General features: G+C 73.7%; 24 protein-coding genes. 16 read left to right on the forward strand and 8 right to left on the reverse strand.

Annotated features, from left to right (window positions below):
- Positions 1-20: 20 nt before the first annotated feature.
- Complete coding sequence (locus ACWHYA_RS05530; protein WP_425942503.1) at positions 21-266, forward strand: AbrB/MazE/SpoVT family DNA-binding domain-containing protein; 246 nt, start codon at positions 21-23, stop codon at positions 264-266.
- Complete coding sequence (locus ACWHYA_RS05535; protein ID WP_425942502.1) at positions 263-667, forward strand: type II toxin-antitoxin system VapC family toxin; 405 nt, start codon at positions 263-265, stop codon at positions 665-667. The genes ACWHYA_RS05530 and ACWHYA_RS05535 overlap by 4 nt, the downstream gene beginning before the upstream one ends.
- A gap of 65 nt (positions 668-732) precedes the next feature.
- Here ACWHYA_RS05535 and ACWHYA_RS05540 read toward each other — a convergent pair whose 3' ends face one another.
- The gene (locus ACWHYA_RS05540; protein ID WP_425942501.1) at positions 733-1,770 is read right to left on the reverse strand and encodes a saccharopine dehydrogenase; all 1,038 of its coding nucleotides are present in this window, start codon (positions 1,768-1,770) and stop codon (positions 733-735) included.
- A gap of 120 nt (positions 1,771-1,890) precedes the next feature.
- Here ACWHYA_RS05540 and ACWHYA_RS05545 point away from each other — a divergent pair, with 120 nt between their 5' ends.
- Both ACWHYA_RS05545 and ACWHYA_RS05550 read left to right on the forward strand, forming a co-directional pair.
- Positions 1,891-2,946 carry a hypothetical protein gene (locus ACWHYA_RS05545; RefSeq protein ID WP_425942500.1) on the forward strand — a complete coding sequence of 352 codons (1,056 nt, stop codon included), beginning with the start codon at positions 1,891-1,893 and terminating at the stop codon, positions 2,944-2,946.
- Positions 2,947-2,994: 48 nt separating this feature from the next.
- On the forward strand, positions 2,995-3,384 hold the full coding sequence (locus tag ACWHYA_RS05550) for an SRPBCC family protein (RefSeq protein ID WP_425942499.1): 390 nt from the start codon (positions 2,995-2,997) through the stop codon (positions 3,382-3,384).
- 83 nt (positions 3,385-3,467) lie between these two features.
- On the opposite strand, the gene ACWHYA_RS05555 is transcribed toward ACWHYA_RS05550, so the two are convergent.
- Positions 3,468-4,619: a MalY/PatB family protein gene (locus ACWHYA_RS05555; protein WP_425942498.1), complete on the reverse strand. Its 1,152-nt coding sequence runs from the start codon at positions 4,617-4,619 to the stop codon at positions 3,468-3,470.
- 44 nt (positions 4,620-4,663) lie between these two features.
- On the opposite strand from ACWHYA_RS05555, the gene ACWHYA_RS05560 reads away from it, so the two are divergent.
- Entirely contained in the window at positions 4,664-5,311 is a 648-nt protein-coding gene (locus ACWHYA_RS05560) for a hypothetical protein (RefSeq protein WP_425942497.1), read from the forward strand.
- Positions 5,312-5,381: 70 nt separating this feature from the next.
- Here the strand turns inward: ACWHYA_RS05560 and ACWHYA_RS05565 are convergent, their stop codons facing one another.
- The gene (locus ACWHYA_RS05565) at positions 5,382-6,386 is read right to left on the reverse strand and encodes an aldo/keto reductase family protein (protein WP_425942496.1); all 1,005 of its coding nucleotides are present in this window, start codon (positions 6,384-6,386) and stop codon (positions 5,382-5,384) included.
- Between the two features lie 153 nt (positions 6,387-6,539).
- Here ACWHYA_RS05565 and ACWHYA_RS05570 point away from each other — a divergent pair, with 153 nt between their 5' ends.
- Positions 6,540-7,196 (forward strand): LiaF domain-containing protein, encoded by a 657-nt coding sequence (locus ACWHYA_RS05570; protein ID WP_425942495.1) that lies wholly within the window; start codon positions 6,540-6,542, stop codon positions 7,194-7,196.
- A gap of 40 nt (positions 7,197-7,236) precedes the next feature.
- On the opposite strand, the gene ACWHYA_RS05575 is transcribed toward ACWHYA_RS05570, so the two are convergent.
- Positions 7,237-8,304, reverse strand: a complete 1,068-nt coding sequence (locus tag ACWHYA_RS05575) for a tocopherol cyclase family protein (RefSeq protein ID WP_425942494.1) — start codon at positions 8,302-8,304, stop codon at positions 7,237-7,239.
- A gap of 148 nt (positions 8,305-8,452) precedes the next feature.
- Here ACWHYA_RS05575 and ACWHYA_RS05580 point away from each other — a divergent pair, with 148 nt between their 5' ends.
- A complete protein-coding gene (locus tag ACWHYA_RS05580) occupies positions 8,453-10,705 on the forward strand; it encodes a catalase (RefSeq protein WP_425942493.1) in 2,253 nt (750 codons plus the stop codon).
- Between the two features lie 582 nt (positions 10,706-11,287).
- Here ACWHYA_RS05580 and ACWHYA_RS05585 read toward each other — a convergent pair.
- From ACWHYA_RS05585 to ACWHYA_RS05595, 3 genes are read right to left on the reverse strand one after another with little or no spacing between them, the layout of a single operon-like run.
- Positions 11,288-12,271, reverse strand: a complete 984-nt coding sequence (locus ACWHYA_RS05585; RefSeq protein ID WP_425942492.1) for a sigma-70 family RNA polymerase sigma factor — start codon at positions 12,269-12,271, stop codon at positions 11,288-11,290.
- Complete coding sequence (locus tag ACWHYA_RS05590) at positions 12,268-12,417, reverse strand: hypothetical protein (protein WP_425942491.1); 150 nt, start codon at positions 12,415-12,417, stop codon at positions 12,268-12,270. Before ACWHYA_RS05590 ends, ACWHYA_RS05585 begins: the two co-directional genes overlap by 4 nt.
- On the reverse strand, positions 12,414-12,887 hold the full coding sequence (locus ACWHYA_RS05595; protein WP_425942490.1) for a VOC family protein: 474 nt from the start codon (positions 12,885-12,887) through the stop codon (positions 12,414-12,416). The genes ACWHYA_RS05590 and ACWHYA_RS05595 overlap by 4 nt, the downstream gene beginning before the upstream one ends.
- Before the next feature lie 176 nt (positions 12,888-13,063).
- Between ACWHYA_RS05595 and ACWHYA_RS05600 the strand changes: the two genes are divergently transcribed.
- The 3 genes from ACWHYA_RS05600 (at position 13,064) to ACWHYA_RS05610 (ending at position 16,252) form a co-directional block, all read left to right on the forward strand.
- A complete protein-coding gene (locus ACWHYA_RS05600; RefSeq protein WP_425942489.1) occupies positions 13,064-13,660 on the forward strand; it encodes a 2'-5' RNA ligase family protein in 597 nt (198 codons plus the stop codon).
- A 10-nt stretch (positions 13,661-13,670) separates the two neighbouring features.
- Complete coding sequence (locus ACWHYA_RS05605) at positions 13,671-14,138, forward strand: MarR family winged helix-turn-helix transcriptional regulator (protein ID WP_425942488.1); 468 nt, start codon at positions 13,671-13,673, stop codon at positions 14,136-14,138.
- Between the two features lie 62 nt (positions 14,139-14,200).
- Entirely contained in the window at positions 14,201-16,252 is a 2,052-nt protein-coding gene (locus ACWHYA_RS05610; RefSeq protein WP_448095640.1) for an MDR family MFS transporter, read from the forward strand.
- Between the two features lie 131 nt (positions 16,253-16,383).
- Here the strand turns inward: ACWHYA_RS05610 and ACWHYA_RS05615 are convergent, their stop codons facing one another.
- Positions 16,384-16,734, reverse strand: a complete 351-nt coding sequence (locus ACWHYA_RS05615) for a carboxymuconolactone decarboxylase family protein (protein ID WP_425942485.1) — start codon at positions 16,732-16,734, stop codon at positions 16,384-16,386.
- A 156-nt stretch (positions 16,735-16,890) separates the two neighbouring features.
- On the opposite strand from ACWHYA_RS05615, the gene ACWHYA_RS05620 reads away from it, so the two are divergent.
- The 6 genes from ACWHYA_RS05620 to acs all read left to right on the forward strand — a co-directional run bounded on the left by ACWHYA_RS05620 (position 16,891) and on the right by acs (position 23,844).
- Positions 16,891-18,099: a GAF domain-containing sensor histidine kinase gene (locus ACWHYA_RS05620; protein ID WP_425942483.1), complete on the forward strand. Its 1,209-nt coding sequence runs from the start codon at positions 16,891-16,893 to the stop codon at positions 18,097-18,099.
- The gene (locus ACWHYA_RS05625; RefSeq protein ID WP_425942481.1) at positions 18,096-18,647 is read left to right on the forward strand and encodes a hypothetical protein; all 552 of its coding nucleotides are present in this window, start codon (positions 18,096-18,098) and stop codon (positions 18,645-18,647) included. Before ACWHYA_RS05620 ends, ACWHYA_RS05625 begins: the two co-directional genes overlap by 4 nt.
- Positions 18,648-18,778: 131 nt before the next feature.
- Positions 18,779-19,606: a LytR/AlgR family response regulator transcription factor gene (locus ACWHYA_RS05630; protein WP_425942479.1), complete on the forward strand. Its 828-nt coding sequence runs from the start codon at positions 18,779-18,781 to the stop codon at positions 19,604-19,606.
- Positions 19,607-19,725: 119 nt separating this feature from the next.
- Positions 19,726-20,160, forward strand: coding sequence for a hypothetical protein (locus tag ACWHYA_RS05635; RefSeq protein WP_425942477.1), 435 nt, complete (start codon positions 19,726-19,728; stop codon positions 20,158-20,160).
- Between the two features lie 8 nt (positions 20,161-20,168).
- Entirely contained in the window at positions 20,169-21,695 is a 1,527-nt protein-coding gene (locus tag ACWHYA_RS05640) for a sodium/solute symporter (protein WP_425942475.1), read from the forward strand.
- Between the two features lie 175 nt (positions 21,696-21,870).
- Complete coding sequence (acs, locus tag ACWHYA_RS05645; RefSeq protein WP_425942473.1) at positions 21,871-23,844, forward strand: acetate--CoA ligase; 1,974 nt, start codon at positions 21,871-21,873, stop codon at positions 23,842-23,844.
- The last annotated feature ends 5 nt before the right edge of the window (positions 23,845-23,849 follow it).

A 23,849-nucleotide genomic window follows, 5' to 3' on the forward strand; every position in this document is an offset into this window, starting at 1 on the left:
CCTGATGGTATTTTTCTGCCATGAGGACGACCATCGACGCCGCTGGCCGCATCGTGGTGCCGAAGGCGCTGCGGGACGCCATGCACCTGAGGCCCGGTCAGCACGTGGACATTGTCCTCACGGACGGACGGCTCGAGATCGAGGTGGCCTCCACCCCCGTCACGCTGCAGGAGGAGGACGGGTTTCCGGTGCTGGTGCCCGACCACGAGCTCCCCCCGCTGACCACCGAGACGGTGCGCGACGTGCTCGAGGCCACCCGCCGGTGAGGCCGTCGTGCGACACCAGCGTCCTGGTGCCCGCGTTCCTGCCGTTCCACGAGCGGCATCGGCAGGCTCTGCGAGGTCTGGGCGGTGCCGAGCTCGACCTCCCCGCCCACGTGCTGCTGGAGACCTACAGCGTCCTCACCCGCCTGCCGGCTCCGCACCGGATGGCGCCGGCCGCGGTGCTGGCAGCCCTGCAGCGGGTCACGGGATCGACGTTGACGCTCCCCGGCGACGGGCACCTCGAGACCGTGGTCGCCCTGGCCGCAGCGGGGATCACGGGGGGTGCGGTCTACGACGGTCTCGTGGGCATGACCGCCAGGGAGCACGACCGCACGCTCCTCACGCTCGACCGTCGTGCCCTGCCCGCGTACGAGGCCGTGGGCGTCCGCGTCCGACTGCTCTGACGGAAGGCCCGACTGGGACCGTCCTCAGACCGTCACGCCGCCCTGACCGGGTAGGCGGGGGGAGCTCAGGACGCGTCGTGCACGTGCCTGCGGAACCAGTCCAGGCTGGCCGCCCACGGGCCGGACCGGTCGGCCAGGTCCGGCAGCAGCGGGGTCAGCTCGGCGCTGAAGGTCTCCGAGGACTCCCGGGGCAGCAGCGAGGGCAGGTTGTCGATCGCGATGACGTCGAGCGGGTGGTCGTCGCCGCCGAACCGGCGCACCGGCTCGTCCCAGGTGGTGATCTCGGTGTTGACCGGGAGCTTGTTCGCCTCGGACGTGACGTCGCAGGTCACGTCCCCGACGACCCGCAGGCGACGCTCCGGGGTGGTCACGTCCTCGGCGGTGACGAAGGCGTCCCCCTTGCCGACGCTGACCACGCAGTTGACGAGAATGTCCTGGTCGAGCAGCGCCGGCTTGTTCAGGACCAGGGTGTCGGCCCGGTCCCACCGGGTCAAGGCGCAGCCGGCCACGGCCAGCGCCTCGACGGCCCCGGTGCCGGACCGTCCGCGGGAGCCAATGACCATCGCGCGCTCCGGCTCCTCGGGGGTGCTGCTGCGAAGCCGCTCGTCCAGGTCCGCGCGGGTCATCGGGCCGACGCCACCCTGGAGCAGCCCGCGGTGGCGCAGCACGGCCAGCGCGGCCCCGACGTAGCCGGCCCAGAAGCCGAATGCCACGACCCGCTTGCCGTCGACGGTGAGGTACTCGACGTCGAGCAGCTCACCGCCGCCGCGGCGGAAGCGGTCGAGCACCTCCTCGGCACCCTCCTGCCCCTTGTAGGCGTGCGCGAAGAACACGTGCGTGTGCTGCAGGTCGGAGGGGTCCTCCGGCAGTTCCTTGATCCCCACCACCACGGCCCCCTCCGGGGCGTCCACCCAGGACCCGAAGGGCGCGACGGAGCAGCCCACCTCGACGTACTCCTCGATCGGCACGATCCGGGTCGGCGACTCCTCGACCGTGACGGTGAAGCCGTCGGCGATGAGCCGGGCGGCGTCGGCGGGGACGATGGGGACGCGCTGCTCGGTCGGGCGGGACTCGGCGCGGATCCACAGGTGGGGACGGGTCATGGAGGCAAGGGTATGGAGTGGGACCGGCGGTCCCCAACTTGCGCTCCGGTGTCGGTCGGCCGGGGTCGGCGGGGCCGCCGACCGGCGGGGGTTCAGGAGCATGGGGCACCATGTCCTGCCATGGGGATGTTCGAGGCCGCCGCCCGTCGTCGGAGGGCGGCGGAGCTGCGGCGGCGGCTCGCCGAGCTCGACGAGTGGGACCGGAGGTTCGGCCTGGGCGGGACCCCGCCGGGCCACTCCCTCGCCCGTGACACCACCGCGTGGCGCTACCACTCACCCGACGGCGCCCCTCCGGTCTCGGTGCTCGACCCGGTGCCGACGCGCCGCCCGGTGCGCCGCCGACGACGGTCCTGGCCGAAGCTTCTGCTGGTCCTCGGTCTGGGCGGCGTGGCTCTCGCCTACGCCTACCCGGACCGGGCCTCGACGGTGTGGACCTGGGCGGAGGGGACGGGGCGTGAGGTCCTCGGCATGCCGGACCCCGACGGGCAGGGGGACGCTCCGCCGGTCCCTGCTCCGGGCGGGCGGGACGACCTCCCGCCCGACGTCGTGTGGCGTGCTGGTCGCTTCGCCGGAGGCTGGGAACCACCGCGAGGCGAGCGTCTGCTGCCGGCGGTGCAGCCGGGACCCGGCGGGGACCACGCGTTCCTCACGACCCAGCCCGGGACCGACGACCCGGTCGGGTTCTCCCCGTGCGGGCCGGTCGAGGTGGCGGTCAACCCCTCGGGTGCGCCGGAGGGCTACGACGCGTTGGTCCGCGCCTCCCTGGAGCGGCTCACGGACGCGAGCGGCCTGCAGCTGGAGCTGGTCGGGGAGACCGACCGCACCTGGTCCGACGACGTCCGCGGCCGTGGGGAGCCGGTCCTGGTCGCCTGGGCCACGTCCGACGAGGTCCCGGCGCTCGCGGGCACCAGCGCCGGCTTCGGCGGCCCCACCGTCGTCACCTTCCCGGACGGCCTGTCGTGGAACGCCTCCGGACAGGTGGTCCTCGACGCCGACGACCTCCCCACACCGGAGGCCCACGCGGCGGTGCTCGACCACGAGCTGGCCCACGTGCTCGGCCTGGGCCACGTCGAGGCCCCCGGGGAGCTGATGAACGCGGTCAACACCGGCCAGACCGACCTCGGCCCGGGGGACCTGGCCGGGCTGGCCCGCCTGGGCGCCATCCCCTGCCCCTGATCCGGCCCCCTCTTGCCGGGAGCGAGGGGACCCGGCCATGCTGGCCCCATGCGCAGCCGTCACCTGAGCCGGATCGTGCACCGGGCCCCGCAGGACGTCTACGACGTCGCCGCTGACCCTGACACCCTGCCCCGGTGGGCCGCCGGTCTGGCCGGGGGGCAGGCCGAGCGCGAGGGGGACGCCCTGGTGGTGCACTCCCCGATGGGTCGGGTCAGGGTCCGGTTCGCCGCCCGCAACGAGCTCGGGGTGCTCGACCACGACGTGACGCTCCCGTCCGGGGCCACCGTCCACAACCCGATGAGGGTCCTGCCGCACCCGGAGGGGGCCGAGGTGCTCTTCACCCTGCGGCAGCTCGACCTGAGCGACGAGGAGTTCGAGCGGGACGTCCGCATGGTCGAGGACGACCTGGACCGGCTCAAGCGCCTGGTGGAGGGCTGACCCACCGGACGGCCTGCCGCCATGCGCCACGCGGCCGGGCGGCCGACGCCACGACGGTCGACCTCACGGCGACGCGCCCAGGTTCAGACCGCCAGCGCCATCCGTCGGACCGCCTCGGCCATCAGCTCCGGCGAGGTCCCGATGTTGAGCCGGGCGAAGCCCGCCCCGCCGGGCCCGAACGCCGGTCCCGAGGACAGCAGCACCCGTCCCCGCTCCAGGAACGCCGCCGCCGGGTCGTCACCGAGGCCGAGCCCGCGGCAGTCCAGCCACGCGAGGTAGCTCGCCGACGGCCGGTGGTAGCGCACCCCGGGCAGGTGCTCGGCCAGCAACGGCTCCAGCTCGCCCACGCGCTCCTCGATCTCCCGACGCACGACCTCCAGCCAGTCGCGCCCGTCCGTCCAGGCCGCCACCGCGGCGTACTGCCCGAGGATCCCCGCGCCCCAGTCCAGCCCGCCGGGCATCGACTCCGGCCAGCGCGCGCGGTCGGCCACCACCCCCACGGCGAGCTTGAGCCCGGCGAGGTTCCACGCCTTCGAGGGGGAGTGGAGCGCGACGCCGACCTCGCGCGCGGCGTCGGAGACGGTGAGGAAGGGCACGAACGGTCGCTCGCTGCCCGGATGCACGAGCGGGGCGTGGATCTCGTCGGAGACCACCAGCGCCCCGTGGGCCTTCGCCAGCCCGGCCAGCGCGGCCAGGTCCTCCCGGGGGGTCACCATGCCGAGCGGGTTGTGCGGCGAGCACAGCAGGACGACTCTCGTCCCCCCGGCCAACGACCGCTCGATCCCCTCCAGGTCCAGCCGTCCCCCGCGGTCCTGGTCGAGCATCGGCACGTCCTCGGCGACCAGGCCCAGCCCCGCCAGCCACGGGTAGAAGCTGAGGTAGACCGGCGGGTTCAGCACGACCCGGTCGCCCGGCGAGGTGACCGCGCGCAGGACCTCCTGGACCCCCACCCCGACGTCGGCCATCACCCGCACGCTCCCGCCGTCGGCCACCGGGTCCCACCCCCAGGCGTCCCGCGCGAACCCGGCGAAGGCCTCCACCACGGGTCGCGGGTGCCCGGCGTAGCCGAAGTCGGACAGGTCGACCGCGGCGTGCAGCGCCTGCGCGACCGCCGGTGCCGTGCGCACGTCCATCTCCGCGGTCCAGGCAGGCAACACGTCTGGGGCCACCCGGCTCCACTTCGCGCTGCGGTGCTCCCGCATCTCCTCCAGGGTCAGGTCGAACGGTGCTCCCATCACCCCAGCCTGCCAGGCCCAACCAGGAGCGACAGGATGGGGGTATGGCGTCGCGCACCTGGACCTTCACCGGCCGGATCCTCGGGGTCGGCACCACCAGCGGGGTGCGGCTCGTCGTCGGGGTCTGGGACGACTCGCCGCTGGGTTCCTTCGCCGACGTCATGGTCGAGCGGGCCGACGGCCACCGGCTCCTGCTGGCCCCGACCCAGGAGGTGGCCGACTTCGTGACCGGCACCTACACCTTTGACGAGACCCGGATCGAACCGGTCGAGGTCGACCTCGTCGACGTCTCCCGTGCCGCACCGGTGGAGGGGGGAGGCGGACCGGGCGCAACGGTCCGCGTCAGCATGCCCTCCCTGGCCCTCGCCGCCCACCTCGGCCGGCGCACGGCGCTCGGGTGGCTGCTGCGCGGCATACCCCGCAGGGTCGCGGCCAGCCCGCTCCTGTCGACGGTGACCGACCCGGTGGCCCGGGTCGTCCTGCGGGGGGTGCGCACCCGCGGCAGCGCGGGACAGGGGCGACGCGAGTACTACGGCGCGACCGACCTGCGGGCCGTCACCGCCGTGACCGCCCGGCTCGACGGCGTCGACCTGGGCACGCTGACCGCGGTCGACCCGCCGGCCCGGTTCGGGTTCTCCTCGACACCGCGACGGCCGACGCTGACCGAGGTCGTGACCACGATCCGGGAGTGAACGGCGCACCAGCGCACCGGCCGGAAAGGCTGCCACCCCTCCGGCCGGCGGCCGGCGTCGCGCAGTCCCCTCAGGCCACCCGGGTCTGCGGCGCGTTCTCGGCCGTCTTGCCCGGGTCGCGCTCGACGACCCCGTCGAGCACGTCGTCGATCCTGCCCATGAGGTCGGCCTCGAGCCTCACGCCGGCCGCTTTGACGTTGTCCTTGACCTGCTCGGGGCGGGAGGCGCCGACGAGGGCGGCGGCCACGTTCGGGTTCTGCAGCACCCAGGCGACCGCGAGCTGCGGCATCGTCAGGCCGGCCTCCTGCGCCAACGGCTTCAGGTTCTGCACCGCCGTGAGGGTCTCGTCCGACATGAAGCCCTTCATCCCCTTGCCCATCTTCTCGTCGGCCGCCCGACCCTCGGTGGGCTGCTCGCCGGGGAGGTACTTGCCGCTCAGCACGCCCTGGGCCATCGGGCTCCAGACGATCTGGGAGATGCCCAGCTCCTCGCAGGCCGGGACGACCTCGGGCTCGATGACCCGCCAGAGCATGGAGTACTGCGGCTGGGAGGAGATGAGCGAGAAGCCCAGCTCCTTGCTCAGCCGGTGGCCCTCGCGGATCTGGTCGGCGGTCCACTCGCTGACGCCGATGTAGAGCGCCTTGCCCTGGCGGACGATGTCGGCGAAGGCCTGCATCGTCTCCTCCAGCGGCGTCTCGGTGTCGAACCGGTGCGCCTGGTAGAGGTCGACGTAGTCGGTCTGCAGGCGCTTCAGCGAGCCGTCGATCGACTCCATCACGTGCTTGCGGGACAGGCCGGTGTCGTTCGGGCCGCCCGGGCCGGTGGGCCAGTAGACCTTGGTGAAGATCTCCAGGCTCTCCCGGCGCTCGCCCTTGAGGGCCTCGCCGAGGACGCTCTCCGCCTTGGTGTTGGCGTAGACGTCGGCGGTGTCGAAGGTGGTGATGCCCTCGTCGAGCGCGGCGCGCACGCACTGGTGGGCCACCTCGTTCTCCACCTGGGACCCGTGGGTCAACCAGTTGCCGTAGGTGATCTCGCTGATCTTGAGCCCGCTGTTGCCGAGGTACCTGAATTCCATCCCCCCAGCCTACGGACGGAGAGGCGTGCTCCGCGCCGTGGGTGTCCACCCCCCGAGGGGTCGAGGTGGACCCGGCGGGTGTCGACGTCCCCGCGGGGTCGACGTCTGCGGCGGGCGTCCTCCACCGTCGGTGGCCGCGGCTACGGTGGGGGTATGACGTACGGGTCGGGGTGGCAGGACGAGCAGCGTGGGCAGGGTCCTCGGGAGGGCGAGGAGCTGGCGGCGCCGCCCGGTGCAGACCCTGCCCTGCCGGGGCCGGGGATCGACCCCGCGCTGCGGCCCCCGCCGCTGCCCGGCCCGCAGACGCCGGGCGCCGGGATGCCCGAGGTCGTCCCCGGGGCGCCGGGCTCCTGGCAGGGAGGCGGTGCGGCATACCCCTCCGGTCCGGGGAACCTGCCCGCCCGCCGGGACCGTGACCAGCCGATGGTGTCGGCGTTTGGCGACCTCGTGCGGACCGGGTCGTGGGACGCCGCGAGGAAGACGGTGGCCTACCAGGTGTTCGGCGACAGCAAGCTGGACCTGCGCCAGGTGCTGCGCCCCGGCGAGACGTTGGAGGTCGAGCTCTACAGCCTGTTCGGCAGCGCGAAGATCCTCGTGCCCGAGGGCACGGACGTGCAGATCCAGGGGATGACGCTGCTGGGTGACGCCCGGGCCGAGGTGGGTGCGGCGGCGACCGGGACGACCCCGCCCTCCGGCGGCCGGCTCGTGGTCACCGGCTGGTCGGTCTTCGGCGACGTGCGCGTCCGGTCGGTCGCGGCCGGCGAGAAGCTGCCCCGCGGGTGGCGCTGGGCCCAGCCGAAGCGGTCCTGACGCGGCCGAGCGCCTCTCGCCGGGGTCCTGACGCCGGGCCTCAGCGAGCCGTCGTCGGCGTCGGGTCACCGCCCCGGCGGGCGAGCTCGGCCTCCGCCCGCCGCAGACCGCCGTGCTCGAGGCCGGCGAGGGAGGAGACGCCGCTCCACACGGGCCGCCCGCCGCGGGTCACCCGCACCTCCATGGTGCCGGTGAGGTGCTCCAGCGCCCCCGGGGTGTTGCGACCCTGGGACGGCAGCGGGACGGGGAGGACGTGGGCGTCGCCCACCGGGGCCGAGGCCTCCACCTCGACCCGCCAGCCTCCGGCCCGGTGGGTCCCCGCCAGGAGCCACCGGTCGTCGTGGACGGTGGCGCGGACGGGGCTGAGCCCGGGGTCGCCCAGCCGCAGCACCCGCCCCTGCGGGAGGCGGACGACCAGCCCGGTCACCTCGGTGCGCAGCGGCAGCCCCAGGGGTCGGGCATGGACCTGGCCCCCGGCGAAGGCGACGGCTGCCCCCGGCTCGGCGAAGCCGTGGGCCTGACCCCACCACCAGGAGTCGGGGAACCCCTCGGCGCCCCAGTTCTTCTCCCCGTAGACCTGCGCACCGTCCAGCTCCCAGCGGGCGTCGCCGAGGCGGACCGTGCCCGTGGCGCGTCCGCCGAGCAGCCAGGGGTGCCAGTACTGGTTCAGCCGGGGCACCGCCTGGAAGATGCTGGACCCGCCCAGGGCCCGCCGGGGCCAGGGGGCCAGCGGCTCGAGGCAGACGTCGACCATCGCGTCGTCCAGCTGCACGTGCAGGTGGGTCGCGCTCCCGCTGAAGCTCGGTGACCCGTCCCGGCCCGCCGCCGCTGCGCCCGCCGTGGCCCCCAGCCCGGAGGGGTCGGCCGTGGCGCCGGCCACCGCGGCCGTGCGCAGGAAGCCGTCCGAGGAGGCCAGCCCGACGGTCGCCCACGGGCCGTCGGGTCCCTGGTTGACTCCCACGAGCGCGATGAGCACCCGGCCGGTGGCCACGTCCGTCAGACGCCAGAAGTAGCCCTCCATCGCCACGCCCGGGTGGGCCCGGCGCGGGTCGCCCCCCGGCAGGTCGGCACCGGTGGCGCGGTAGCGGCGGAGCGCGGAGGAGATCACCGTGCCCACGCTAGGCCCGCGACCGGCCGGCCGCCCCTCGAGCTCCCTGACCGGCCCCGTCCGGCTTCGGCAGGACGGGGCGGCACGACCGTCCTAGCGTGGGAGGCGTCGCCACCGACGGCGAGCGAACGACGCGGGAGGACCCCAGATGGCCACGAAGAAGTCAGCCAAGACCGCTCCGACGTCCCGGGGAGGGGACGGCCGCAAGGGCGGTCGGCCGAGCGACCCGTCCGTGCCGGCGGTGGAGGACGGCGGCCCCCGGCTCCCGGACTACCCCCAGGACCCGGTCCCTCCGCAGCCGCCGACGCCCCGCCACGCGGGTGCCGCTGCGGACAACCCGCTCTACACCGACGCGACCGAGCCCGGGACCGGTGGCGAGCTGCACCAGCTGCCGGGCGACGGCATACCTGCGATGACGACCTCGCAGGGGCAGGTCCTCTCGGACGACCAGAACTCCCTGAAGGTCGGTGACCGCGGGCCCACCCTGCTGGAGGACTTCGCCCTCCGCGACAAGATCTTCCACTTCGACCACGAGCGGATCCCTGAGCGGGTGGTGCACGCGCGGGGGTATGGCGCGCACGGCACCTTCACCGCCGCCGAGGACCTGTCCGACCTGACCCGGGCCTCGCTGTTCGCGCAGGCCGGCAAGGAGACGCCGGTGTTCGTCCGGTTCTCCACGGTCGCGGGCAACATGGGGTCCTTCGACCTGGCCCGCGACATCCGTGGGTTCGCGACGAAGTTCTACACCGACGAGGGGAACTGGGACCTGGTCGGCAACAACGTCCCGGTGTTCTTCATCCAGGACGCGATCAAGTTCCCCGACCTCGTGCACTCGGTCAAGGAGGAGCAGGACCGGGGCTGGCCGCAGGCGCAGTCGGCGCACGACACCTTCTGGGACTTCGTCGGCCTGATGCCCGAGTCGACCCACACCCTGCTGTGGCAGATGTCGGACCGCACGATCCCGAGGTCGTTCCGCTTCATGCAGGGCTTCGGTGTGCACACCTTCCGGTTCGTCGACGCCGAGGGGAAGAGCACGTTCGTGAAGTTCCACTGGGTGCCGAAGCAGGGGCTGCAGTCGGTGGTGTGGAACGAGGCCGTCAAGATCAACGGCGCCGACCCCGACTTCCACCGTCGTGACCTGTGGATGGCGATCAACAACGGCGACTTCCCCGAGTGGGACCTGTGCGTCCAGGCCTTCGACGACGAGTTCGCCGACTCCTTCGAGTTCGACGTGCTCGACTCCTCCAAGATCATCCCCGAGGAGCAGGTGCCGCTGCGGGTGATCGGCACGATGCGGCTGGACCGGGTGGTCGACAACGTGTTCAGCGAGACCGAGCAGGTGGCGTTCATGACCCAGAACGTCGTGCCCGGCATCGACTTCACCAACGACCCGCTGCTGCAGGGTCGCAACTTCTCGTATCTGGACACCCAGCTCAAGCGCCTCGGTTCGACCAACTTCAGCCAGCTGCCGGTCAACGCCCCACGCTGCCCCGTCATGCACTTCCAGCGGGACGGCCACATGCAGATGGGCCGCCAGGCCGGTCGGGCCACCTACGAGCCCAACTCCTTCACCGGGGCCGCCGCCGGCCCACGGGCCGACCGGGAGGCGGGCTTCCGCACGGTGGAGCGCCCGGAGAGCGGCGACACGCGGCGCGTGCGCGCCGAGAGCTTCGCCGACCACTACTCCCAGGCCGGACAGTTCTGGCGCAGCCAGAGCCCGGTCGAGCAGGACCACATCCGGATGGCGTTCGTCTTCGAGCTGTCCAAGTGCGAGATCCCGGTGGTCCGGGAGCGGATCGTGGCCAACCTGCGCAACGTCGACGAGGAGCTGGCGGCCGGGGTGGCCGACGGGCTCGGGATGGACCTGCCCGAGGCCACGACCCCGCACGTGCAGCCGAACCACGACCTGCCTGAGTCGCCGGCGCTGAGCATGGAGGCGAGGGCGCCGGAGAGCTTCGCCGGGCGCAAGCTGGGCATCGTCGTCACCGACGGGACCGACGCAGCCGTGCTGGACGCGCTGACGAAGGCCTTCGAGGACGGCGGCGCGATGGTGGAGACGATCGCCCTCAAGATCGGAGGAGTCACCCTGGCCGGCGGCGAGCGCCGCCCGGTCGACCACAAGATCGACGGTGGCCCCTCGGTCCTCTTCGACGCGGTCGCCCTCCTCGGTGAGGGCGCCGGTGCGGAGGAGCTGGCCGGCCACCCGGCCACCCGGGACTTCGTGGCCGACGCGTTCTCGCACTACAAGTTCATCGGCTACGTGCCCGGCGCCCGCCCGCTGCTGGAGGCCGGCGCGATCGCCGAGCGCCTGGACCAGGCCTGCCTGGACCTGTCGACGACGACGCCGGAGGACTTCTTCACCGCCTGCGGGGCGATGCGCCGCTGGGAGCGCGACGTCTGAGCCGCGGCACGGCAGGCGGTGAGTCAGGGGCCGGCCCCCCGGCGTGTCGCGCACTGTGCCCGGCCGTTGTTGCGTGTCATGTGCCAGAACACGGATGGTGCAGCACGCGACACGCCGCAGCGGGGTGGTCGGTTGGCTGCCCTGCTTGTCGCGGACCGTCTCGGCCGGGGCCGGATCGCCCGCCGTCGGCACGGGGAGCTTCGTCTTGCGGGCGACCGGTGCCCTGCGGAACAGTCGGGCGTGTGGATGATCGGGCCATGAGCCGACGCTCGGCCTGGTGGGCCCTGGCGGCGCCGGCCGTCGTCATCGCCGCCGGTGTCGCGCCCGCCGTCGCCGGCGTCATCGCCTGGTGGCACGGGCTGATCATCCTGGTTCTCGGAGGCGCGTGGTTCGTCCATGAGTGGCGCACCGTCCTGCGTACGACGGCCCCCAGAGCGGCGGGTCAGCCTTCCGGCGGGGCCACCGGGCGGCCGATCCGCGGGGCGACCGGTCGACCGGGCGGGGCGACCGGGGAGGCGTCCGGCGGGGTGACCGGTGAGGCGTCCGGCGGGGTCACCGGGCGGCCGGGGACAGCCCAGTCGGTCAGTCGGCCAGCTTGGCCGGAAGACCGGCCCGCGCGAAGGCGGCCTCGTCGAAGAAACCCACGACGGCGGTGACCGCCCCGTCGACGACGTCGACGACCACGAGCTGGAAGGGACGGTGGACGCCGTCCTCGCCGCGCAGGTACATCCCGGCGGCGGGCTGGCCGTTGGAGACCGTCGGCACCATGCGCAGGTCGAGCGGCCCGGAGGCGGGGCACTGAGTCCCGATGAGGGCGGCGATGGCCTCCTGGCCGACGTAGTAGCGGTCGAACGGAGGCATCTGCCAGGTGGCCTGCTCGGTCATGACCTCCACCACGGCGGGCACGTCGTAGCGTTCGAACGCCTCGCAGAAGCGGGTGAAGATCTCGCGCTCCTCGGCGGTGAGCTCGTGCACCCGGCGCCCGGCCTGCCGCATGCCGTCCCCGACGGTGGCCCGGGCGCGCTGGAGGGCGGAGTTGGCGGCGGCCACCGAGCACCCCAGCGCCTCGGCCGTCTCGGCGGCCGACATCTGCAGCACGTCGCGCAGCACGAGAGCGGCACGCTGCCGCGGCGGCAGGTCCTGGAGGGCGGCGACCACCGCCAGCTGGACACCCTCGTGCGCCACCGCGGCGTCGGCCGGGTCCGGCCGGGCCTCGCCCCAGACCATCCGGTCCGGAAGAGGCTCCAGCCAGTCGCGGGAGCGGTCCTCGACCACCGGCACGTGCGGGTCGCCGGGAGGTTGCCCGAGGCCGCTGGGCAGGGGCCGGCGGCCCTGCTGCTTCAGGGCCGTCAGGCAGGTGTTGGTGGCGATCCGGTACATCCAGGTCCGGACCGAGGAACGTCCCTCGAAGGAGTGGAACGCCCGCCACGCGCGCAGGTAGGTCTCCTGCACCAGGTCCTCGGCCTCACCGGCCGAACCGAGCATGCGGTAGCAGTGCGCGAGCAGCTCGCCGCGCAGCGGAGCGGTCAGCTCCTCGAACGTCTGCGTCCCCGTGGTCGTCGTCATGCCTCGCTCCTCGCCCACCCGTCCTGGACCCGCCTGTCCTGAGCCGGCCCGTCGCGGACCAGCCCGTCGCGGACCAGCCCGTCGCGGACCAGCCCCTCGCGGACCGGCCCCTCACGGACCAACCCCTCCTGGACCGGCCCGGTCATGCGCGACGGCCGGCAGCGACCGGCGCGCCGTCGATCTCCACCGTCCCACCGTCGGGCACCTCCGGTCCATCCCCGGTGAAGGCCGGGTCCATCCACATGACCTCCCACACGTGGCCGTCCGGGTCGCTCCAGGAGCGGCCGTACATCAGGCCCATGTCCTCGCTGCGGACCGCGGTGCCACCCAGCTCCGCGGCCCGGTCGGCGAGACCGTCCACCTCCGCGCGGGACTCCACCGACAGTGCCAGGAGCGTCTCCACGGTGCCGGTGTCGGCGGTCCGGCGGTCGTGGAAGCCGTCGAAGAAGTCCCGCCGCAGCAGCATCGCGTAGAGGGCGGGGCCGAGCTCGAGGCAGAGCGCGTTGTCGTCGCAGAAGTTCTCGTCGAAGGTGTAGCCGAGCCCGGAGAAGAAGGCCCGGCTCCGGTCGAGGTCCTCCACGGGCAGGTTGACGAAGATCGCCTGGTGCTGTGGCATGTCGTTCCTCCTGGGTCGTCCTGGTCGGCGACGGTCGTCCCTGGTCTGCGACGGTCGCCGCGGCGGCGCCGTCCGGTGCCGCTGCTGGGTCCGACCAGTCCCGGTGACCGAACTCATCGGTGGGGTGTTCTTCCCGCTCCACGAGCTGGTCGGGCCGCCCGGGCTACGGTGCCCCGGTGGACCCGGCCGAGACGCAGGACGAGCGGTGGATAGGCCACAGCGTGCTCCAGGTGTCGGTGCCGGCCCTGGAGGGGTGGGTGCGCGCCCGGACCGCGGAGCACGATCCCGCCTTTGTCTCGAACGACCCGCGCTTCGGGCACGCCCACGTCACGGCGCTGGGTCCGTTCGTCGACGTCCTGGACGAGGCGGTGGCCGGCCGGGTCGCCGACGTCGCGGCCCAGGTGGAGCCGTTCAGCTACCGTCTCGCCCGGGTGGCCACCTTCCCCAACGGGATCGTGCATCTCGTGCCCGAACCCGCCGAGCCGTTCGCCCGGCTCACGGCCCTGCTCGTCGGGGAGTTCCCCGACCATCGGCCCTACGGCGGGCAGTTCGCGCCCGACCCGCACCTGACCCTCGACCTCGTCCACGGCGATGTCACCGAGGAGTCCACGCGCGCACGGCTCGAGGGCCTGCTGCCCCTCGAAGCCCGGGCGGAGACCCTCGACCTGGCCTGGTGGGAGTCTGGCCGCTGCCATCTCGTCCACCGGTGGCCGCTCGGCGGGTCGGGGTCCGGCGCGTACGACGGACGCATCGGCACTCCGCACGGCGTATGATGGTTGCATCATGCATGTATCTGAGCAGCTGGCGCGTGCCTTCGCCTCGATGGGTCGCCTCCTCATCGAGTTCCAGGGGGAGCTGTCGCGTCCCGACTTCTCCGTCCTCGTCCACCTCACCCACCAGGACGACGTCGGGGAGGCGGTCCGCTCCCGCGACCTCGCCCGTTCCGAGGGGCTCGACCCCTCCACCATGAGCCGCCGGCTGGCCTCGCTGGCCGAGCGGGGGCTGGTGGCGCGCGAGCCCGACCCGGCGGACGGCAGGGCCCACCTGCTGCGGCTGACGGAGTACGGCCGGGAGGCCGTCCGTCAGGAGCGGGCCCGGCGGGTCGCGCTCGTCACGGACGCCCTCGAGGGATGGGACGACGCGGACCGGGCCGACCTCGCCCGCCTGCTGTCCCAGCTCACCGACAGCCTCGAGACCCGCCGCGACGAGCGCACCCGCCGGCACCACCGCATACCCGGGCGGTCCGCGTGACCACGCCCGCAGCCGCGCCCGCCGACGCCCCCGACCCCACGCCCGAGCCCGTCGCCTACCGGATGACCCCGGCCCACCGGCGGGTCTTCGTCGGGCTGATGCTCGGCATGTTCGTCGCCTCGATCAGTCAGACGATCGTCGGCCCCGCCATCCCGCGGATCGTCGCCGAGCTCGGGGGTATGGAGCACTACAGCTGGGTGGCGACCGCGGCCATGCTGGTCTCGGCCATCGTCGTGCCGATCGTCGGCAAGCTCTCCGACATCTTCGGCCGGCGCGGCTTCTACCTCGGCGGGCTGGTCGTGTTCATGCTCGGCTCGGTGATCTCGGGGCTGGCGCCCAACTTCTGGACGCTCGTCCTCGGCCGAGCGGTGCAGGGCCTGGGCATGGGCACGCTGATGCCGTTGTCGCAGACGATCATCGGCGACATCATCCCGGCGCGGCAGCGGGGCAAGTACCAGGGCCTCATGGGCGCCGTCTTCGGGGTGACCTCGGTGGCCGGGCCGCTCGCCGGCGGAGTGATCACCGACGCGCTGGGCTGGCGCTGGTTGTTCTTCGCGATCCTCCCCGTGGGGATCGTCGCTGTCTTCATCATCGCCCGCTTCCTGCACCTGGACCACGAGCCGACCCGGGGCAGCATCGACGTGCTGGGCATCGTCACGCTGACCCCGGCGCTGGTGGCGATCCTGCTGGCGACCTCGTGGGGCGGCACCACCTACCCGTGGGGCTCGGCGCCGGTGCTGGGCCTCTTCGCCGCGGGCACGGTGCTGCTGGCGGCCTTCGTCCTGGTCGAGCTGCGGGCCGACAACCCGCTGCTGCCGCTGGGACTGTTCCGCAACAGCATCTTCACCTGGGCCAACATCGCCGCCTTCGGGCTGGCGATGGTGATGTTCGGGGCGCTCATCTACGTCCCGGTCTACGCCCAGGGGGTGCTCGGGGCCGGGGCGACCGAGTCGGGCCTGATCCTGATGCCGATGATGCTGGGGATGATCGTCGTCGGGATCCTGGCCGGTCTGCTCATCACCAGGACCGGGCGCTACAAGGAGCTGATGCTGCTGGGCACGGTCGTCACCGGGGTGGGGCTGTGGATGCTCACCCGGCTCACCGTGGACTCCTCGGAGTGGGCGATGACCGCGGCGATCGCGGTCATGGGCACCGGGCTGGGGATGGCGATGCAGCAGTACACCCTCGTCGTCCAGAACGCGGTGTCCCGGGCCGACCTGGGCGTGGGGACCGCGACGCTGCAGTTCTTCCGCAACGTCGGCAACACCGTGGGGATCGCGGTCTTCGGCTCGGTGATGACGGCGGGGATGACGTCCGCGATCGCCGGCTACCTGCCCGCGGAGGTCGCTGCGCGGGCGGCCGAGCTCGGACAGATCGACGCGGGCGTCGCGCTCGACCCGGCCGCGACCCAGGGGCTGCCGCCCGAGGTCCTCGCGGCGGTGCGCGCCGGCCTGGCCGACCAGCTGCACGACGTCTTCGTGCTGGGGCTGCCCATCGTGGTCGTCGTCTTCTTCGCGACGCTGGCCATCCGGCCGATCCCCTTGCGCGAGACCGTCGACACGCCGGAGGAGGCGCAGCGGGAGTACCTCGACACGATGGCCCAGAGTGCGCCGTCCCGGGGGTACGTCCCCAGCCTGCGGGAGGGCGACGTCGGCGCCCGGACCCGTGAACGGGTGCTGGGGCTGCAGCTGGCCATGCTCGCGCGGCAGGTGCTCCTGGAGGACCGGCCGCTGCTGACCCGGGCCGTGGCCGAGGTCGGCGAGGGCGACGTGGAGCGTGGCCGGTGCCTGCTCGAACGGGCGGCGAGGATGCTCACCAGCGACGACCGCGAGGAGGTGGCGGCCGGCGAGCGCTTCGCCGTGGAGCTGGCCCGTCGGGCGGACCGGGAGGGCGGGCTGCTCAGCCCGGAGCTGCGCCAGGAGCTGGCCGTGCAGGCCGCGGCGGCCGCGCGGAACCGGGACGAGGTGCTCTCGAGCATCGAGCCGAGCGTGGAGGAGCGGCACGCGGCCGTCGACCTGGACAAGGTGCGGCAGGCGGCCGCCGAGCTGTCGACCGCACTGCTCGTCGACCTGGGCCGGCCGGTGGAGCCGGCTGGCACGTCCGGGCGGGGGTAGGCCTCGGCCGGGTTCTGCTCGGACGGCCCGGCCGGGATCTGGTCCGGGACGGACAAGGTTGTGCACCAGGGACAAGGTCGTCGACCTTGCCTGCGGTGCACATCCTTGTCTGCTGGGCCCGACCGGGAGGCTCAGGCCTCCTTGGCGCCGGAGAACTCCAAGAAGGCGTCCATCGCGCGCGGGCCGTAGACGGTGGCCGGGCCGCCCGCCATGAGGATCGCGACGCCGATGGTCTCGGCGACCTGCTCGGCGGTGGCGCCGGCGCGGGCGGCGCCACGGGCGTGGCTGGCGATGCAGCCGTCGCACTGGGTGGCCACGGAGATGCCGAGGGCGATCAGCTCCTTGGTGGCGGTGCTCAGCTCGCCGTCGGCGAGGGCGGCCTTGTGGGTGGCGGCGAAGCCGGCGTAGACGTCCGGGATGCGGGAGCGCAGCTCGCGGGAGGGGGCCTTGAGGCTGTCGAGGACGTGGGCACCGTGGGACATGGGACTCCTGACTGAACGGGTGGAACTGATACCCCCGAGGGTATCTCGGGGAGCCGGTGGACGCCAAGATCGACGGCCGCGCTCCCCAGCCTGGCACGCCCGGGCGGGGGGCGGGCCGGGGGCGGACGGACGGGCGGCACGGCATACCCTCGCTGCATGCAGGACTTCCACCTCCCCACCGCGATCGTGGTGGCCGGAGCCTTCCTGGTCCTGCAGGCCGCGCTGTGGCTGCGGCGCCGGCGGGAGGCACGGGGGTTCCTCTCCGAGGCGGACCGGATCACCTACGAGACGCTGCGCACCGGGTCCCAGGCGGGTCGGCACCTGCGCTCGGGCCTGACGACCGAGCACGCGGGACGCGCGGCCCGCCACCTGCGGCTCATGCTCGGGGCGTCGGCGCTGGCGATCAGCGACGGGCAGCAGCTGCTCACCTGGTCCGGCCACGGTGAGCACCACTCCCCGCAGGCGCCCGACCACTCGCGTCGGGTGCTGACCAGCGGGGACGTCGTCGTGCTCGACCGGGACGACCTGCCCTGCCGCGACCCCGAGTGCGACGTCCGGGCGGGGGTGGTGGCCCCCCTCGTCGTGGAGGACCGGGTCATCGGCACCATCGCCGCCTACGCCGCGCGTCCCTCGGCCGGGCTGGCCCGGGCGACCGAGCAGCTGGCGACCTGGGTCAGCGGACAGCTCGAGCTCGGCGAGCTCGACCGCGAGCGCACCCGGGCCATGGAGGCCGAGCTGCGCAGCCTGCGGGCCCAGATCAGCCCGCACTTCATCTACAACTCCCTCGGCGCCATCGCCTCCTTCGTGCGCACCGACCCCGACCGGGCCCGCGAGCTGCTGCTGGAGTTCGCCGACTTCACCCGCTACGCGCTGCGGCGCGGCGGCGCGTTCACGACCCTGGCCGACGAGCTACGCAACATCGAGCGCTACCTCGTGCTGGAGCAGGCGCGCTTCGGCGAGCGGCTGCAGGTCCACCTGCTCGTGGCGCCCGAGGTGCTGACCGTGGCCGTCCCCTTCCTGGCCGTCCAGCCGCTCGTGGAGAACGCGGTCCGCCACGGGCTGGCGCACAAGGAGGGGGTGGGGACGGTGACGATCACGGCCACCGACCTGGGCGACCTGGCGGAGATCACCATCGAGGACGACGGGGTCGGCTCCGACCCCGACCTGGTGCAGCGAGCGCTCGACGGGGACACCGCCGCGGACGGCAAGGACACCGACAGCGTCGGGCTGGGCAACGTCGACGCCCGGCTGCGGCAGGTCTACGGCGACGACCACGGCCTCGTCGTCGAGACCGCGCCGGGGCTGGGCACGAAGGTCGTCTTCCGGGTGCCCAAGTACGCCCCCGGTGTCCACGCGGCCGGATGAGGCCCTGGCTCACCGCCTCCGCCGCGACCCTGGTCGCGGCGCTCGTCACCGGGGTCTCGGTGGCCGTCGATGTCGTGGGCTCCCCGGCCGTGGACGAGGTCGGACCGGTCGACGCGGTCTACGTCATCGGTCCGGTCGAGACCCGCATCGAGGAGGCGCTGGCGGTGATGGACAGGGGCGTCGCCCCCGTGCTGCTGGCCACCACCTCGGTCCACGCCGGCACCGGGGAGCCCTACGCGACCGACCACTGCGGCCTGCGCACCGCGACCTACCGGGTCGAGTGCGTCCTGCCCGACCCGTACTCCACGCGCGGTGAGGCCCGGATCCTCGGCGACCGCGCGGCCGGGCACGGCTGGTCGCGGGTCGCGGTGATGACCAGCACGCCGCACGCCGGGCGCACCCGTCTGCTCATGGAGCGCTGCACCGACGCCGAGGTGCTTCTCTGGACGACCGACGCCGCGACCGACCGCAGCCTGCGGGGCCGGGTCCGCGCCGGGCTCTACCAGTCGGCCGCCTGGGTCAAGACGCAGGTCCTGCGCGGTTGCTGAGCCGGCGTCGCGGCCCGCCGCCGTCCCGGCCGCGCCCCGGCCGCGCCCCGGCCGCGCCCCGGCCTCGCCCCGCCCGCGCCCCGCCCGCGCCCCGTCGCCACCCCCTCGCCGCCCCCTCCTACGATGAGGTCATGCGCGCCCTCGTCGTCGACGACGAACCGCCCGCCCTCTCCGAGCTGACCTACCTCCTGGAGCAGGACGGACGGTTCGACGACGTGGTGCCCGCGTCCTCGGGCACCGACGCGCTCCGGGCCCTGGACGCCGGCGACGTCGACGTCGTCTTCTCCGACATCTCCATGCCCGGGCTCGACGGCATGGAGCTGGCCCGCATCGTCGCCCGCTTCGCCCGTCGTCCCCAGGTCGTCTTCGTCACCGCCCACGAGGAGCACGCCGTCGACGCCTTCGCCGTGCAGGCCACGGACTACGTCATGAAGCCGGTCTCCCCGTCCCGCCTCGCCCGCGCGGTGGACCGGGTCCTGGAGGGTATGGCGTCCGCGCCCGCCGCAGGTGCTTCCGCGTCCGCCGAGGGTGTCACGGCGGGCGAGCCGACCGACCCGGCCGTCGGGCCGGCCGCCCGACAGGAGGGCGGCTCTCCGTCGGCCGGCGTCCCGGCCGACGAGCGCATCGCGGTCGAGCTGGGCGGCGTGACCCGCTTCCTGCTGCGTTCGAGCATCCGCTACGTGCAGGCCCAGGGCGACTACGCCCGGCTGTTCACCGCGACCGGCTCGCACCTGCTCCGGGTCCCGCTGAGCACGCTGGAGGAGCGCTGGGCCGGCGCGGGGTTCGTGCGGATCCACCGCTCGACGCTGGTCTCCCTCGCGCACGTGTCGGAGGTCCGGCAGAGCCAGGGAAGGGTCTCCCTCGTGCTCGTCCCGGACGGGACCGAGCTGCAGGTGGCGCGGCGGCACACCCGTGAGGTCCGCGAGCACATCCTGGCCCGGGGCTCGCGGCCACGCTGACCGGACCGCGACGACCGCGCGACGAGTCCCGCTCGGGGGGCCCAGGCGACCGGGCGAGAGTCCCGCCGCGGTGGCCGGGGCGAACGCCCGGCCGGCAGCCGGGGCGTAGCCTGCCCACCATGTCCACGCCGCCGCCCCCTACCCCGGACGCGGCGGGCGGGAGGCATGACGTCGCGGCGGCGCGACGGCATACCTCGCGGGTCCGGGTGACCTCGTCCCGCCGCGGCGCCCCGCCTGTCCGGCAGCGCACCCCCGCCGCGGACCTCGTCGAGCAGACGGGGGTGGGCGAGCTCTACCTCGAGGGCCTGCTGCGGGCCCAGCTGCGGCTGGCGCTGACCGTCCTGGGCGTCTTCGCGGTCGCGCTGCTGGGCGTGCCGCTGCTCGTGACCGTCGTCCCCGCCAGCGGCGCGGTGAGCCTGGGCGGCGTGCCGCTCGTGTGGGTGCTGCTCGGGGTCCTCGTCTACCCGGTGATGGTCGCCCTGGCCGCCTGGTACGCCCGGCAGGCGGGGCGGCTGGAGACCCGGTTCAGCGACGTCGTCGGACGGGACCACTAGTGTCCGGGGTGCTGCCCGGCCTGGCGGTCCTGGCCGTCTGCGTGCTCACGCTCGTGCTCGGCGTCTTCGGGCTGCGGCTGTCCCGGCGCACCAGCGACTTCTACGTCGCCGGCCGCACGGTCACGCCCGGGCGCAACGCGGCCGCCATCGGCGGGGAGTACCTCTCGGCCGCCAGCTTCCTGGGCGTCGCGGGGCTGGTCTACGACACCGGGGTCGACGCGCTGTGGTACCCGATCGGCTACACCGCGGGGTATGTCGTGCTGCTGGTCCTCGTCGCGGCGCCGCTGCGGCGCTCGGGCGCCTACACCCTGCCGGACTTCGCCGAGGCCCGGCTGGAGTCGCGGGCGGTGCGCCACCTGTGCACGCTGCTCGTCGTCTTCATCGGCTGGCTCTACCTGGTGCCGCAGTTCCAGGGGGCCGGGTTCACGCTGCGGCTGGTCACGGGGGCTCCCGAGCGGCTGGGGGCGACGGTGGTCCTCGTCGTCGTCGTGCTGTCGGTGGCTGCCGGCGGGATGCGCTCGATCACGCTGGTCCAGGCGGTGCAGTACTGGGTCAAGCTCACCGCGCTCGCCGTCCCCGCCGGGGTCATCGTCGCGGTCTGGTGGGCCACCCGCGGCCCGGTGCCGCAGGTGGACGACTCCTGGCTGCTGCCGCTGACGGGCGGGGACCCCGACCGGCACCACCTCTACCGCACCTTCTCGCTGCTCGTGGCGCTGGCCCTGGGCACCACCGGGCTGCCGCACGTGGTCGTGCGCTACTACACCAACCCCGACGGCGCCCAGGCGCGACGCACGACCGTGCGGGTGCTGTGGCTGCTCGGCATGTTCTACGTGGTGACGGTCGTCTACGGGGTGCTGGGCCGGGCCTACCTGGCCACGCCGGGGGAGGGGCGCGCGGACACCGTCGTGCTGCGCCTGCCCGCGCAGGTGCTCGGGGGCGTGGGGGCAGAGGTGCTGGTGGCGGCCCTGGCGGGCGGGGCGTTCGCGGCCTTCCTGTCGACGAGCTCGGGGCTGGCGGTGGCGGTCACCGGGGTGCTCAACCAGGACCTGGTGCGACCGCTGCTGGCCCGGGTGACGGGCGGGGACCACTCGGAGGTCACCGGGTTCCGGCTCTCGGCGGTGGTGGCGGTCCTCGTGCCCTACGGGCTGAGCCGGTTCTTCCCCGAGGTGGGGCTGGCGGCCTTCGTCACCCTGGCGTTCGTCGTGGCCGCGTCGACCTTCTTCCCGCTCCTGGCGCTGGGCGTGTGGTGGCCCCGGCTGTCGGTGCCGGGCGCGGCGGCCGGGCTCGTCGTGGGGGCGGTGCTGGCGACCGGGGCGATCGGGGTCACCGTGCTCGTCGGCGACCGGCCGGGCTGGAGCGGGGCGCTGCTCGCCCAGCCGGCGGCCTGGACGGTGCCGGTCGCCCTGCTCACCGCGGTCGGCGTCTCCCTGGCCACCCCGCACCGGATCCCGCGGGGCGCGCGGCGCACCCTCGTGCGGCTGCACACCCCGGAGTCGATCCCCACCGGGATGCCGGGCGGCCCGGGCCGCCGCTGACGGGCAGGGTGCCACCCGGCTGGTGGGACGCCCCGGCGCGGGACGCGGCGGCGCCGACCGGACGCCGCTCGTCGCACGGCACCGCCCGCTCGTCGCCCCGGGACGGCCCCGGCCCGCGCCACCGGCGCAGGAACGGCATACTCGGGAGCACGCAGCCCAGAGCAAGGAGGCACCTATGTCCGAAGAAGGACTGTCCAACCTGTTGCACGAGGAGCGCACCTTCCCGCCGAGCGAGGAGTTCGCGGCCGCCGCCAACGGCAGGAGCGAGCTCTACGAGCAGGCGTCCGCCGACCGGGAGGGCTTCTGGGCCGAGCAGGCGCGGAAGTACGTCACCTGGGAGCAGGACTTCGACCAGGTGCTCGACTGGTCGCAGGCACCGTTCGCCAAGTGGTTCGTCGGGGGCACGCTCAACGCCTGCGTCAACGCGGTGGACCGGCACGTCGAGGCCGGCAACGGGGACCGCGTGGCCATCCACTTCGTCGGGGAGCCGGGGGACACCCGCGACATCACCTACGCCGACCTGCACCAGCAGGTGCAGAAGGCCGCCAACGCGCTCGCCGACCTGGGGATCGGCAAGGGCGACACGGTCGCGATCTACCTGCCGATGATCCCCGAGGCGGTCGTGGCGATGCTGGCCTGCGCGCGCCTGGGGGCGCCGCACTCGGTCGTCTTCGGCGGCTTCTCCGCCGAGGCCCTGCACAGCCGGATCGACGACGCCGGCGCCAAGGTCGTCATCACCGCCGACGGCGGGTGGCGCCGCGGCAAGCCCGGCGCGCTCAAGCCGGCCGTGGACGCGGCGCTGGCGGTCGGGGAGTCCCCGGTCGAGAAGGTCCTCGTCGTGCGGCGCACCGAGCAGGAGGTGGAGTGGAACGACGACCGTGACCTGTGGTGGCACGAGCAGCTGGAGCAGGCGGCCGACACCCACGAGGCGCAGGCCTTCGACGCCGAGCACCCGCTGTTCATCCTCTACACCTCGGGGACCACCGGGAAGCCCAAGGGGATCTTCCACGCCACCGGCGGGTATGTCGTGCAGACGGCCTACACGAGCTCGGTGGTGCACGACATCCACCCCGAGTCCGACGTCTACTGGTGCACCGCCGACATCGGCTGGGTCACCGGGCACTCCTACATCGTCTACGGGCCGATGACCCTGGGCGCGACCCAGGTGATGTACGAGGGCACGCCCGACACCCCGCACCAGGGCCGGTTCTGGGAGATCGTCCAGGACAAGAAGGTCAGCGTCCTCTACACCGCGCCCACCGCGATCCGGACCTTCATGAAGTGGGGCAAGGAGATCCCGGCGAAGTTCGACCTGTCCTCGCTGCGGCTGCTGGGGTCGGTCGGTGAGCCGATCAACCCCGAGGCGTGGATGTGGTACCGCGAAGTCATCGGCGGCGACCGGTGCCCGATCGTGGACACCTGGTGGCAGACCGAGACCGGCGCGATCATGATCAGCCCGCTGCCGGGCGTCACCCCCACCCGTCCCGGCTCGGCCCAGCACGCCATCCCGGGCATCGTCGCCAAGGTGGTCGACGACATGGGGCAGGAGGTCGAGAAGGGCGGCGGCGGCTACCTCGTCCTCACCGAGCCCTGGCCCGCGATGCTGCGCGGCATCTGGGGCGACCCGGAGCGCTACAAGGAGACCTACTGGAGCCGGTTCGAGAACGTCTACTTCGCCGGTGACGGCGCCAAGCTGGACGAGGACGGCAACATCTGGGTGCTCGGCCGGGTCGACGACGTGATGAACGTCTCCGGCCACCGGATGTCGACCGCCGAGATCGAGTCGGCGCTGGTGTCCCACCCCAAGGTCGCCGAGGCGGCCGTGGTCGGTGCGGCCGACGAGACGACCGGCCAGGCGATCTGCGCCTTCGTCATCCTCCGTGAGGAGGCGGTCCAGGAGGCCGACGAGCAGGGCGAGGGCTCGGACCTGGTGGCCGAGCTGCGCAACCACGTGGCCAAGGAGATCGGCCCGATCGCCAAGCCGCGACAGATCATGATCGTCCCCGAGCTGCCCAAGACCCGCTCGGGCAAGATCATGCGCCGTCTCCTCAAGGACGTCGCGGAGCACCGGGAGGTCGGCGACGTGACCACGCTGGCCGACTCCTCGGTGATGAACGCCATCTCGGCGGGGCTCAACAAGGGCGACTGACCCGC

The sequence above is a fragment of the Ornithinimicrobium carbonis genome (genome assembly GCF_977012275.1).

Coding starts and splice junctions, on each gene's coding strand:
- ACWHYA_RS05560 (WP_425942497.1), top strand. CDS start 4,664: ATGGCGTCGCGCACCTGGACCTTCACCGGCCGGATCCTCGGGGTCGGC.
- ACWHYA_RS05590 (WP_425942491.1), bottom strand. CDS start 12,417: ATGACCGGGCCGGTCCAGGAGGGGTTGGTCCGTGAGGGGCCGGTCCGC.
- ACWHYA_RS05610 (WP_448095640.1), top strand. CDS start 14,201: ATGACCCCGGCCCACCGGCGGGTCTTCGTCGGGCTGATGCTCGGCATG.
- ACWHYA_RS05635 (WP_425942477.1), top strand. CDS start 19,726: ATGTCCACGCCGCCGCCCCCTACCCCGGACGCGGCGGGCGGGAGGCAT.
- ACWHYA_RS05555 (WP_425942498.1), bottom strand. CDS start 4,619: ATGGGAGCACCGTTCGACCTGACCCTGGAGGAGATGCGGGAGCACCGC.
- ACWHYA_RS05580 (WP_425942493.1), top strand. CDS start 8,453: ATGGCCACGAAGAAGTCAGCCAAGACCGCTCCGACGTCCCGGGGAGGG.
- acs (WP_425942473.1), top strand. CDS start 21,871: ATGTCCGAAGAAGGACTGTCCAACCTGTTGCACGAGGAGCGCACCTTC.
- ACWHYA_RS05540 (WP_425942501.1), bottom strand. CDS start 1,770: ATGACCCGTCCCCACCTGTGGATCCGCGCCGAGTCCCGCCCGACCGAG.
- ACWHYA_RS05625 (WP_425942481.1), top strand. CDS start 18,096: ATGAGGCCCTGGCTCACCGCCTCCGCCGCGACCCTGGTCGCGGCGCTC.
- ACWHYA_RS05550 (WP_425942499.1), top strand. CDS start 2,995: ATGCGCAGCCGTCACCTGAGCCGGATCGTGCACCGGGCCCCGCAGGAC.
- ACWHYA_RS05565 (WP_425942496.1), bottom strand. CDS start 6,386: ATGGAATTCAGGTACCTCGGCAACAGCGGGCTCAAGATCAGCGAGATC.
- ACWHYA_RS05620 (WP_425942483.1), top strand. CDS start 16,891: ATGCAGGACTTCCACCTCCCCACCGCGATCGTGGTGGCCGGAGCCTTC.
- ACWHYA_RS05615 (WP_425942485.1), bottom strand. CDS start 16,734: ATGTCCCACGGTGCCCACGTCCTCGACAGCCTCAAGGCCCCCTCCCGC.
- ACWHYA_RS05605 (WP_425942488.1), top strand. CDS start 13,671: ATGCATGTATCTGAGCAGCTGGCGCGTGCCTTCGCCTCGATGGGTCGC.
- ACWHYA_RS05630 (WP_425942479.1), top strand. CDS start 18,779: ATGCGCGCCCTCGTCGTCGACGACGAACCGCCCGCCCTCTCCGAGCTG.
- ACWHYA_RS05530 (WP_425942503.1), top strand. CDS start 21: ATGAGGACGACCATCGACGCCGCTGGCCGCATCGTGGTGCCGAAGGCG.
- ACWHYA_RS05545 (WP_425942500.1), top strand. CDS start 1,891: ATGGGGATGTTCGAGGCCGCCGCCCGTCGTCGGAGGGCGGCGGAGCTG.
- ACWHYA_RS05585 (WP_425942492.1), bottom strand. CDS start 12,271: ATGACGACGACCACGGGGACGCAGACGTTCGAGGAGCTGACCGCTCCG.
- ACWHYA_RS05595 (WP_425942490.1), bottom strand. CDS start 12,887: ATGCCACAGCACCAGGCGATCTTCGTCAACCTGCCCGTGGAGGACCTC.
- ACWHYA_RS05570 (WP_425942495.1), top strand. CDS start 6,540: ATGACGTACGGGTCGGGGTGGCAGGACGAGCAGCGTGGGCAGGGTCCT.